This is a genomic window from Microvirga sp. GN3 (genome assembly GCF_055792825.1).
In genome coordinates, this window is the sequence record NZ_JBVVAK010000226.1 from 1 (window position 1) to 10,186 (window position 10,186).

13 protein-coding genes and 3 pseudogenes are annotated in these 10,186 nt (G+C 57.8%); 10 read left to right on the top strand and 6 right to left on the bottom strand.

Annotated elements, in window-relative coordinates; translation table 11 throughout:
- Positions 1 to 237 precede the first annotated feature (237 nt).
- Positions 238 to 646 (top strand): annotated as a pseudogene (locus ACS5Q1_RS44035) (IS110 family transposase); the annotation flags it as partial.
- A gap of 57 nt (positions 647 to 703) precedes the next feature.
- On the opposite strand, the pseudogene ACS5Q1_RS44040 reads toward ACS5Q1_RS44035, so the two are convergent.
- Positions 704 to 1,171 (bottom strand): annotated as a pseudogene (locus ACS5Q1_RS44040) (IS6 family transposase); the annotation flags it as partial.
- Here ACS5Q1_RS44040 and ACS5Q1_RS44045 point away from each other — a divergent pair.
- The 3 genes and pseudogenes from ACS5Q1_RS44045 to ACS5Q1_RS44055 all read left to right on the top strand — a co-directional run.
- Positions 1,167 to 2,002 (top strand): annotated as a pseudogene (locus tag ACS5Q1_RS44045) (IS5 family transposase); the annotation flags it as partial. The pseudogenes ACS5Q1_RS44040 and ACS5Q1_RS44045 sit on opposite strands and share 5 nt — an antisense overlap.
- Before the next feature lie 475 nt (positions 2,003 to 2,477).
- Complete coding sequence (locus tag ACS5Q1_RS44050) at positions 2,478 to 2,648, top strand: DUF1127 domain-containing protein (protein ID WP_473104154.1); 171 nt, start codon at positions 2,478 to 2,480, stop codon at positions 2,646 to 2,648.
- A gap of 72 nt (positions 2,649 to 2,720) precedes the next feature.
- Positions 2,721 to 3,320: a LysE family translocator gene (locus ACS5Q1_RS44055; RefSeq protein ID WP_473104155.1), complete on the top strand. Its 600-nt coding sequence runs from the start codon at positions 2,721 to 2,723 to the stop codon at positions 3,318 to 3,320.
- Positions 3,321 to 3,446: 126 nt separating this feature from the next.
- Here ACS5Q1_RS44055 and ACS5Q1_RS44060 read toward each other — a convergent pair whose 3' ends face one another.
- On the bottom strand, positions 3,447 to 3,815 hold the full coding sequence (locus tag ACS5Q1_RS44060) for a hypothetical protein (RefSeq protein WP_473104143.1): 369 nt from the start codon (positions 3,813 to 3,815) through the stop codon (positions 3,447 to 3,449).
- A 584-nt stretch (positions 3,816 to 4,399) separates the two neighbouring features.
- Between ACS5Q1_RS44060 and ACS5Q1_RS44065 the strand changes: the two genes are divergently transcribed.
- Positions 4,400 to 5,152 (top strand): LuxR C-terminal-related transcriptional regulator, encoded by a 753-nt coding sequence (locus tag ACS5Q1_RS44065; RefSeq protein ID WP_473104144.1) that lies wholly within the window; start codon positions 4,400 to 4,402, stop codon positions 5,150 to 5,152.
- A gap of 10 nt (positions 5,153 to 5,162) precedes the next feature.
- A complete protein-coding gene (locus ACS5Q1_RS44070; RefSeq protein ID WP_473104145.1) occupies positions 5,163 to 5,639 on the top strand; it encodes a hypothetical protein in 477 nt (158 codons plus the stop codon).
- A gap of 40 nt (positions 5,640 to 5,679) precedes the next feature.
- Here the strand turns inward: ACS5Q1_RS44070 and ACS5Q1_RS44075 are convergent, their stop codons facing one another.
- Positions 5,680 to 5,970: a DUF1330 domain-containing protein gene (locus ACS5Q1_RS44075; protein ID WP_473104146.1), complete on the bottom strand. Its 291-nt coding sequence runs from the start codon at positions 5,968 to 5,970 to the stop codon at positions 5,680 to 5,682.
- Between the two features lie 375 nt (positions 5,971 to 6,345).
- Between ACS5Q1_RS44075 and ACS5Q1_RS44080 the strand changes: the two genes are divergently transcribed.
- Positions 6,346 to 6,504 carry a RidA family protein gene (locus ACS5Q1_RS44080; protein ID WP_473104147.1) on the top strand — a complete coding sequence of 53 codons (159 nt, stop codon included), beginning with the start codon at positions 6,346 to 6,348 and terminating at the stop codon, positions 6,502 to 6,504.
- A 285-nt stretch (positions 6,505 to 6,789) separates the two neighbouring features.
- Here ACS5Q1_RS44080 and ACS5Q1_RS44085 read toward each other — a convergent pair whose 3' ends face one another.
- Positions 6,790 to 7,572: a P-loop NTPase family protein gene (locus tag ACS5Q1_RS44085; protein WP_473104148.1), complete on the bottom strand. Its 783-nt coding sequence runs from the start codon at positions 7,570 to 7,572 to the stop codon at positions 6,790 to 6,792.
- A gap of 197 nt (positions 7,573 to 7,769) precedes the next feature.
- Between ACS5Q1_RS44085 and ACS5Q1_RS44090 the strand changes: the two genes are divergently transcribed.
- Both ACS5Q1_RS44090 and ACS5Q1_RS44095 read left to right on the top strand, forming a co-directional pair.
- A complete protein-coding gene (locus ACS5Q1_RS44090) occupies positions 7,770 to 7,937 on the top strand; it encodes a hypothetical protein (RefSeq protein WP_473104149.1) in 168 nt (55 codons plus the stop codon).
- A 65-nt stretch (positions 7,938 to 8,002) separates the two neighbouring features.
- A complete protein-coding gene (locus ACS5Q1_RS44095) occupies positions 8,003 to 8,215 on the top strand; it encodes a hypothetical protein (protein WP_473104150.1) in 213 nt (70 codons plus the stop codon).
- A gap of 291 nt (positions 8,216 to 8,506) precedes the next feature.
- On the opposite strand, the gene ACS5Q1_RS44100 is transcribed toward ACS5Q1_RS44095, so the two are convergent.
- The gene (locus tag ACS5Q1_RS44100) at positions 8,507 to 8,707 is read right to left on the bottom strand and encodes a hypothetical protein (RefSeq protein ID WP_473104151.1); all 201 of its coding nucleotides are present in this window, start codon (positions 8,705 to 8,707) and stop codon (positions 8,507 to 8,509) included.
- A 246-nt stretch (positions 8,708 to 8,953) separates the two neighbouring features.
- A complete protein-coding gene (locus ACS5Q1_RS44105) occupies positions 8,954 to 9,190 on the bottom strand; it encodes an NUDIX hydrolase (RefSeq protein ID WP_473104152.1) in 237 nt (78 codons plus the stop codon).
- Positions 9,191 to 9,797: 607 nt separating this feature from the next.
- Here ACS5Q1_RS44105 and ACS5Q1_RS44110 point away from each other — a divergent pair.
- Positions 9,798 to 10,186: transposase (locus tag ACS5Q1_RS44110; protein WP_473104153.1), on the top strand; the 389-nt coding region annotated here is incomplete at its 3' end.

The following is a 10,186-nucleotide window of genomic DNA, read 5'->3' on the forward strand; positions in this document are numbered from 1 at the left end:
GTCGGTTGGCTTACCCAGACAATGCGGCTCCATCTTCGCCCACTGGGCATCCGTCAATACATAGCGATCCATCAAGAGCTTGAATCATAAGCCCAAGCTCTCGTGAATCCCCACAGACCTTAGAGCATCGGGCCCAAAAGTGGATGCCACTTTTGGGATCGATCCGATGCTCACCTTTTTGAAGAGCGCATCATTCGGCGCGGAAAACCGGATCCACTTTTCCGCACGATGCGCTAGGATGAGCGCGGTGCGATCGTGCTGCGGATCAAGCTCTCCCGCACGCAGCTCGCTCAGCGCCCGGCCAACATCCCACCTTGCCTGATCGGCATGGAAGCCTGTGCTGGCGCCCACCACATTGGCCGCCCGCACCAGGCGCTCGGCCATGACGTGCGCCTGATCCCCGCTCAGTACGTCAAACCTTTCCTCAAGGGCACAAGAACGACTATCGCGATGCCGAAGCCATTGCCGAGGCGGTGCAACGGCCCACCATGTCGTTCGTGGCGACCGAAACGCCCGACCAGATGGATCTGCTCGCCTTGCGCCGGGTGCGCTCGCGTCTGGTCAGCCGGCGCACGGTGTGACCAACCGGATCCGCGGCTTCCTGCTCAAGCGCGGCCTCACCGTGCGGCAGGCCTTGCCCGGCATCCTGGGTTCCGCTGCAACTCCTGACATAGGTCAAGCGAACGCCGGACAAGAACGTAGGTTACGCGGCTGCGCCGAACAGGGTAGCAATGAAATCGCGCTGCGCGCCCATGTCATTTGCTGGTGCACTGACAACCGGTCCCTTGCGGATCATCGCCATGGCCTCGTAGCCCGCAATCGTCTGCGCGGCTGTCAGGAAGCTCTTGAAACCCAGCCCGGGGCGAACCAGCCGCTTGATGCGTCGGTGGTCCTGCTCGACGATATTATTCAGAAATTTCACCTGCCGGAGTTTGGCGAAACGCCAGAGTTCCGCATCCCGCTTCATGGCTTTCGCCGCGATGGGATAAGCGGCGTTCTTGTCGACCGTGATCGTCCGCGGATTGACCGTGTGCGACTGCCCCAAAGCCTTCCGGAAAAACCGCCGTGCGGCCGCGGCATCCCGTTTGGGTGAGAGCAGAAAGTCGATGGTCTGCCCGCTCGCATCGACAGCGCGGTACAGATACACCCACTCACCCTTCACCCGAATATACCCGGCAGCGATGGCTACGTGGATATCGTCCCGCCGCGGTAGACGTGGCCGACCGCAGCAGTACTCCGTGATCGCCGTCGAAACGGGCTTGATGCTGCGGCTGGCTTTTGCTCGGCCCTGGCGTCAGACCGAAGGAATGCTGGCCTCGATCTTGCGTCTGCTCGGCTTGGATCTCCCGGTGCCCGATCACACCACCTTCTCGCGCCGCAGTGCTGATCTGACTGTTGCAAAGGTGTTCCCCACAGCGAATGGGCCGGTGCACGTGGTGATCGATTCCACTGGGCTGAAGGTGTTTGGTGCCAGCGACTGGCAGCGCGAGAAACATGGCGGCCAAGGGCGCCGGACGTGGCGCAAGCTCCACCTGGCCGTTGATCCGGCTACCGGAGAAATCGTCGCGTCGGAACTGACCACCACCGACGACGGCGATGCCTCACAGGTCGGCCCTTTGCTGGATCAGATCTCAGGCCCGGTCGCTTCGGTCACGGCCGATGGCGAGCCCGTCTACCGCATCATCGCCGAGCGGGATCCTGCTGCAGTAATCATCCCGCCGCGCTCAACAGCGGTGCCGAGCAACAACGCCGAGACGGCACTCACCCAACGGGACCAACACCTCCAGATGATCCAGTTGCGCGGTCGGCTCTGCTGGCAGAAGGCAGTCAACTATGGCCGTCGATCATTGGGCGAGGTGGCGATGATGCGCTACAAGACCCTGATCGGCGCCGCCTCCATGCCCGAACTTTGCCCACGCAAAAGACGGAGGTGGCCGTCGGCTGCAAGGTCCTCAACGTCATGACACACCTGAGCATGCCGGTGTCCCAGCGCATCACCTGAGCCCCGACGTCAGGGGGCATCGCGGCCTACATCTGAATTACGCACCAAAGTCCATCAAAGCAGGTCAGGAATACACGATAAAAGTATTCTCGATTTAAAGTCTATTCCTGTATATTAAGGGAGAACCTGGAGGATAACTTCCTTATAGGCGGCAATTTTCTTAATTTAAACTGCATATGTCATGTATACGCAACAATACACCAGACTACGCGTTGGTGTAATACGATTTTATGTTATACAAATTAATTACTTATGATAGTCAAATTTGCTTACTTGCGTGTTTTACCTCATTAATGCGATTATTTACCAAAATAAAGAAACACGACCTGATAAAAATTGATAAACTCAACAATGACCATTGGGTAAGTACTTACGTTTACTATGGCAACGGCGCATCATACACCTTAATGGCTAGTTTTTCAATTGGGCGTTCCAACAAATGTAGGAGGTTTATATGACTACTTTTGCTCTTCACATGTCGAATCTACAGGTTTCTGTGAGACCAGTTGCTGTGGTCGGCCAGTGGCTAACGAGAAGGCGTATCCGACAGGAACTTCTTGCACTTGATGATGAGCAACTCACCGATGTCGGGCTTAGCAGGGACGTGGTGCTGGAAGCAGCGAACAAGCCTTTGTGGTCAGCCTAGGAAATTCAACAAACGACAGCTCGGCGGAGGTGTGACGTGTCCTGGCTCCACGAACCTGTTTTTCTCAAGGCAATGGTCCTTGGGTTTTGTGTCGCAGCACCCATTGGGCCCGTTGGAATTCTCTGTATCAACCGCAGCTTAGGAGGCGGTGCTGTTCTCGGTCTGGCCACAGGCCTCGGAGCATCGACTGTTCAGGTCGGATGGATTCTCATTGCGACAGCCGGTACCGCAAGTCCTCTGATCATCAGGCCAGATTCTAGTATCGGCCATCTTGCCTCTCTCAGCACGGCAACGCTGCTAATCTGGATGGGAATTCGCGCGATACGTCGTCAGGGAAACATTCCGTCCGGCCTCAAAGCAGCACCAACCCTCCTAGTCTGTCTGACCACATATACGTCTGGAGTTGTGATTGCGGCCTCGAACCCGGTCACCGGCATTCTCTTCATCACAGCGGCTCCAACGATCACTCCTTTTGGCACAGGCGGCTTCGAGACGAAGATCGCTCTGGCTACAGGCACGTTCCTAGGCTCAGCAATATGGTGGGCAGCGCTCAGCGGCTGTGTCGCGATATTTAGGAGCCGACTCCGGCCAAGTATCATTCAAATTGTAAATAGGGGCTCCGGTGTTCTGCTCCTGTCTCTCGCGGGTGGAGTGCTGACCAAGGTCGTCTGAAGCGCAATGTAATTTGCCCATGCAGGATTGTTTGTCCGTGCCTTCACGTTTCCTCCCACTCGTGATGGAGTTCTCTGGAAATCCCTTGAGCCCTAAGCTTGTCTTGGGGCTTTCTTTTGCCGCTCCTCATTTTGGAGAAAAACCCCTCATGCGAAGCTCAAAACGGATGTCTCGGAGCAATTGCTGAAGCTCTTGGCTTTGCCGCTTGAACTGGTCCTGCAATTCCTTGAGTTTGGCCGTCAGGCGATCATACTCTGACAGGAGCGTCTCATCACTCAAACCTGCTGTCGGGGACGAGGATGCAGTGCCACCGTGGATGATGGAACGCACTTTCCGAATAGTTGAAGGCCCGAATCCTGAGAGTTTCAGCAGATAGGCTTCAGGGATACTTGCCACTTCCGATATGGACGGGCGGCGGCCACCAAATTCTCTCAAGAGGCCTTCCTGCGCAATCCTACCTAAAAGCTCAACAGGGAACAGTTCATCTCGCTGCACGCCACCCTCGCCCACAAAGTCCGTGAGGAGCTACAGTAACCTTGGCTTTATGTAATGACAGGACCAGTATCCTAATGATCCTATGCCTATCCGAAAGGACGGCGAGGCAGGGTAAGAAGCTTAACCCATCATTCCGAAACCAAGGGGACTGGGTTATGCCCAGACATACATGATCTGCCCCCATGGAGTGGTCCGGTTGGAATGTTAATGGAGTGATGGCCTTTCCGCCAGTGCGGGCGGCGGTGCTGGTTGGGGTTGCTGAGCCGCCCGCGCGGACAGGGCGGGCACGAACACCTCTGGCGGCAGGCTGATCAATTTTTTGCTTCACCGGCTCATTTGCCCCTACGGGCCGGGACCTCCAAGCGCCTCACTGGGCGCTTCTTTTTTCCCGCGACCTGCAATCTTCCCAGCACAGGTGAGGACGGGCGTCAGTAACAGCCTATATTGTTAAGCTCAGTCAGCAAGAGATGGTTCTGAAACAGGTTAAGGATTCTTGGCAGATGGCTTTCGTCGGATACCCGACAGACAGGGTTCGTGCCCCTGTCTACTGTCTCTTGACTGAGGAAACTAAACAGGGAGCACAAATGACTGCGCGAACACTGACGCTTGTGCATGATTGCGCGTCGGAAGCTGACCTCCTGTTCTGCCGTCTTACCCCAACGATCCCAACGGCTCTGATCTGTGATAATTCCCTGCTGCGCTCGCGGCTTCAACGCGTCCTGTCGGGAAGCCCCTTCGTCATTGCCGAGGCAGCTTCCGTCGCTGGGTCAAGGCGATTCCAAGGGTTCGTTCCGGACGTTGCCCTGGTTCTGATCGAGGCCAGCCAGAATGCTGGTCGGATCATTGAGATAGTCAGACAGGTACGGGATCAGGCTCCGGAGGCGCGGATCGTTGTTCTGGCTGATCAATATGATCTCGACTTCCTGAGGCTGGGACATGAGGCTGGTGTCAACGGCTTCTGTTGGGCCGCAAGTGGCCCTGGTGTTCTGATCAAATCCCTTGAACTGGTCATGCTGGGCGAGAGTGTTTTGCCCTTTGAGGTCCTGAACTCGTTCATGGGAACGATATCCCATGCTCGTAACCAGTCGCTCAACGCAGGAGAACCGAAGCTGCCTAATCTGAATCCTGGCAGGCTCTCAGCGAAAGAGATGCAAGTTCTGGATTTTCTGAGGGACGGAACACCCAATAAGGCCATCGCCCGCAAACTGGACATCACCGAAGCGACCGTCAAGGTGCATGTGAAAGCCATCATGCGCAAGATCGGGGTGTCTAATCGCACCCAGGCTGCCATGTGGGCGTCTCAGCGTCTACCGAGAAAGGAGCCCCTGAATGTCTGAGACGTTGCCGATGACGATTGCAGTTGGGGATGAGGTCCGCGTCCATCTCCATCCTCCTAGTCCCTGGAAGAGCTTTTCCGAAGGAGTGGTCAGTCGAGTGGATGTGACAACGCCGGAAGGGCGCTTCTTTGTAGTCCAAGTCCGGAATGAGGTCCTTCTCGATCAACCGCACCGGATCAGGCGCAATTTCCACGATTACGTCCGGTATGAGGGCCGCAATGACTTCCCTGGTCGGATCGAGGTCCTGTCCGCAGCAGCCGACATGGAGCAAGAGCCTGTGGTCAATCTAACGTTGATGGACCCAGGGGAAGAAACCAAGCAAGAGGCAAACGAGCCACCTCTGGTTAGCACAAAGACCCACACAGAGACCGAGGTCGAACAAATACTCGAAGCCAAGACCGCCGAACTAACTCAAGATGAAGTGAAGCATCAGCCTGCTCCCGCACGCGGTGGCCTGATTGCCAGGCTGTTTGGACGGAAAGAATGATGGCTGAGGCAGACTTGGCGTCGGAAGAGCAACCTGAACGTCATACTCCCGGTACAGCCCAGACATCCAGTTCACCTGCGCCCTCACGCAGTTTCTTCACTTCCACATACTCCGGTGAGTGCCAGACGGAGTGGATCGCTTCCATTGACGGAAACTCGAATACGACCAGTCGCCGTCCGTCGTAGGAGCCTTCCAAAACCTCCACTAGGCCGCCCCGGACGAGATAGCGACCGCCATGCCGAGCGAAGAGTTCGGCCACCTTCTGCCGATACTCGGGCCAGCCCTCTTCGCGGGTGATCTTGATTCTGACGATTAGGTAGGCGGCAGACATGGCCCGTTCTCCATTCCGGTGCTGCCATTCTCGATGCCGAAGCCATTCTCGTCGAGAGAAGGGAGAACCTCCTATCCGCAAGAGTTCTTGGGGCGGTGCCAACTTGTCAGTCAGGGTGACGCGGCTGGAAAGGGTGCTTGCTATGCTCAAAGAGATCATCGAGTGCCGGTCCTCTCACAGGGCGTCCGCAATGTCGGGGTTCCGCTCTCACCTGGTGACAGAGGCCAACGGCTTTGTGTTTGTCTCGGGAACACCGCCCTTTGATCTGGAGACAGGGAAGTTCATCCGGGGCGATATAGAGGTTCAGACCGAAGCCTCCCTCAGGCGGTTCAGCACTGTCTTGAGAGTACAGGCACCTCGCTCGATAAGGTGGTGATGGTTCGCGTCTATGCGAGCAATGCGGGGTTCTACCATACGATCAATCGGGTCTACGCCCGCTTCTTTCCGGAAAACCCACCCTCGCGCACCTTCGTGCCGGTCGCCTCCTGGCCAATGGAATTCGACATCGGGATCGAATGCGTCGCCGTGGCCTAGATCACTATACCGATGAGCCGCTCACGCCGTTGCCTTGTTTCCGCCGTATCCACCAGTAGCCTGAAAGGACAAGCTGAGAGGCCGACGTACCCGATGAAGAAGCTCACCCTTGTCATTGACGAACGAGAGTTGAGTACTATCCGTGCAGCCCTTCTCCTCCTCCAAGAGCAAGTTGATGCACTTCCCGAAGACCTCGCCGAGATGATAGCCGCGCACGGGACGCCCATGGCAGTGCCCGAGATCGAGCAACTCAATGTTCGCCTCGATGCAGCGGCGGGTCGGAGTTCAGTCTCTCCTCCAAGGGCCTACTCCCTGACCGACCGCACCATCGAGATCGAGCGGTTTTCTGGAGGGATTCTCCCTCAAAGGCAGGCCTGAGCCTTCAGCCAATATGACATCCCCCAAGACGGTTGGGGCGCAATTAGAGCCAGAGGCCCTCTCCCGAAAGCAGGCGATGCTGTCCTGAACCATGCCAAAGACCTCTGCGGTCGTGTGGCGACTGCTCAACGGCTCATGAGCCTGCGTATGCCAGAAGGACAGAACCCGCTTGACTTGCTCCATCGTCCCGCACTCGCCGATCAGGCACAGCACAGGACAGGGCAGATAGGCCAGCCATGTGGTATCAGCCCACAGGGTGCGCCCGCCGCTCAGACCAGGATCATATCCTGCGGCCCAGCGGAGAAACGCCTGATGCTGGCCGTGCATCAGACCTTCCGGATCGAGCGCCGTGCCGAACCGTGCCCGTTCGCGTCGCTGAAGCCGAGCCAGCCTGATCTCGGTCGGCACATACAGGAAGACCACAAGATCGAGGCTCGGGATCAGAGCATCGCCCCAGCCTGCAATGGACCCGGACAGCACCCATTGGGGAGAGAATGCTGTTGCGTCTGAAAGCAGGCGCACTCGCTCAGGTGTGGGCCGCTTCACTTGGAAGGCTGGCGTGGTCGGAAGCCAGTGGAAATCGTCGAGGTCGAGGTACTGACATGCCATCCGTTGCGCCAGCGCCCATCCCAGCGTCGATGAGCCACAACCGGCTGCTCCGAAGATGTGAACGCGCTCCAGCGGTCGCATCGCTCACCTCCAGCAAGCCCAGGCGTTGGTGAGACAGCAACCGCGCTGGGCTGTACGACATCGGCCTGTCATTCTCCCGTAATGCCAGAGCGCGGTCAAAATTTGTGCGGAGGATGAAAGTCAAAATGCTGCTCCATTGGTGCTCTACCTGGAAGAGCAGTGTCTCGGAGCGATGAACACTAACGGAGGCTGGTCCGATGCTAAAGCCCTTCTCGCGATACCTGACGGCGGTTGAGGAGCACCTTCCCTCTGAGCACCACAACCTTTTGCGCAATGGCCTCTATTTGGCGATCCTGGACTGGTACACCGATGGCATCGAACCCATAGAAGCTGCTGCGCGGATCAGACATGCGGTGATGGGATAAGATTCGGCAACCGAGCACCGCGACCACCGTTCTCCCAGAGGATGTGATGTCCCGAGGAGGTGGCCATGGCAGGAAATAAGCAGACGAACGAGGATACAGGCTTAGAGAACCTGAGCGTCAACAGCCGCCGCCGCAGTGGCGTGCAGGAGCACGGAACCGGCAACCCGGCCCACCAGAACCAAAAGCACGATCCAACCGAGAGTGCCAAGGTGCCGGATCAGCAGATACCAGTGGAGCAGTCGCCAGAAATCGACGACACCGAGGGCCACCCGACCTGATCAGGCTCTTGCCACTGCGAGTAGACAAGAGGACGAGATTGCTTCAGTCCAGCCCTGCTCTTTCGGAGCACCCCCTTTGCGCCTGATGCGTCCTTCGACTCTTGGATTAAATTGCCAGCGAGGCATCGTATTCCTTACTCGTAGGAGGCAAAGGATGGTAGTTCCTCAGGCAGTCGGCTTCCATAGTCGCCCACGGGGAATCGCTTGGACCGGCGCTGCGGTCCTTGTAGGGTCTGTTTTCCTTGCAATCGCTTTTCTGGCGACCATCTGACTGGGCGGTCAACCCAAGCTTCAAGCCCCAAGCCGCTGTGCCTGATACACAGCACGGCTCTGCTCCCGGTCGATGCGGGACAGAGCGACCGCAATGTCGCGGGGCAGAGGCTGCTTGATGACATCGGCATAGAGGGAGCGCATGTCCTGCGCAATTCGGCGCAACAGTTCCGCGTCGGGGACACTTGGATACCGCTTGCCAATGCCGATCTCGGTTCCCATCGCCACCTCCCAACCTACGGCTTCTCCCAATGAAACGCAGCGATTTGGCTGAGAAAGAGGCGGCTAGACAGTCGTTAACCATGATCTTTTTTGCCTGTTGATTACGGGCACAACTCGCTGTCTGCACGTTATCGGTGCTTGCAGACCCGGAGTGCAACCGAGGGGATTCTTCAGCCGAGGGCAATCAGATGACCAAAAAGGTGAGCGATGCCATGCAATGCTTGGACATCTCGGCAGCCGCGATCCTCACAATTTTTGCTGGAAGAACTCTCGTACCATCCGCGTATGCAGCGGAAACGCTGTCTCGACCGGTTCATGGATGACGAGCACCTCCGAGACCTCCGCGTCGTGAAGGAAAGCCCCCTCGGGCTCGACCGTAGGGCTTTGACAGAAGAATAAGTTCTGCCGCCGATCTGGTGTGGTCTCCACCGTTAAGACCCACAGGATTTCGGGAGCAATCACGACACCTGTTTCCTCCAGCATCTCCTGCGCTCTGGCCTCCTGCCAAGTCTGGCCGAGCATCTGGTAGCCACCGGGGAGCGGAAGTTTCCCTTACCCCTCGCCAGGGAGTGCGCGGCGGACCATCAGTAAGCCTCCTCGGAGAGGCACCAGGACGACGACTACGGTGGGGTGGTTTCGTAGCGGGTCATTGCAGTCACCTTTTGCGTTGCCGCTTATCTCGATGGGCAAAGGCGAGCCTGCATTCGGGTACGAATGGGCGGGGCGTGGGCTGAAGCTGCGGGAGACCAAGTATGGTGGACCTGTATTAGCCTTTAGCCTTCTTCCGAGCCCTGGCGGATGCCTTCTTTCCCAATCGGGATGTGCCTGTCGGGCGCGCTGCCGGTTTCGCGATTTCATTCAACATCGCTTTCTGCTGGCGGTACATCTCCGCCGTCCAGAAGCCTCGGGCGGCACCGGCCCAGGTGTTTGCGGCACTAAGCCAAAGGCTCAGCCAAGGATGCTTCGTCATCTTGAACTCCGCCTCTCAGATGCTCCCGGCACTTTGACCATCGCTGGGGCGTTGGTGCATGAATCGTTAGCGGTGCTTGTGTAGTCGAGCGGTCATCGAAACAGCCCGTTGGTCGCCGCCATGCCTTTCAAACACAATGCTGCCTGCCGCCATCGTATCGGCACGATGACGTTCAAGGTGGCGAATTGGGCGGAATATGAGGCAGGTCTTCGCCGGCGGGGCAGCCTGACGCTGTGGATCGCGCCCGAAGCGCTGTCGCTGTGGCAAGCGGCGAAGCGGACGACGCGCGGCGGGCAGCCGCGCGATTCCGATCTGGCGATCGAAACGGCCCTGACCGTTGGCTTGGTGTTCGGCCTGCGGCTGCGCCAGACGGAGGGCTTGCTCACATCGGTGCTTGCGTTGATGGGATTGGATCTCGCCGTGCCTGATCACACCACCCTCCGCCGGCGAGCATGGACCTGGCAATCACCTGAAGGACGGCAGGGTCACCGGATTCCAGGAGAAGGGCC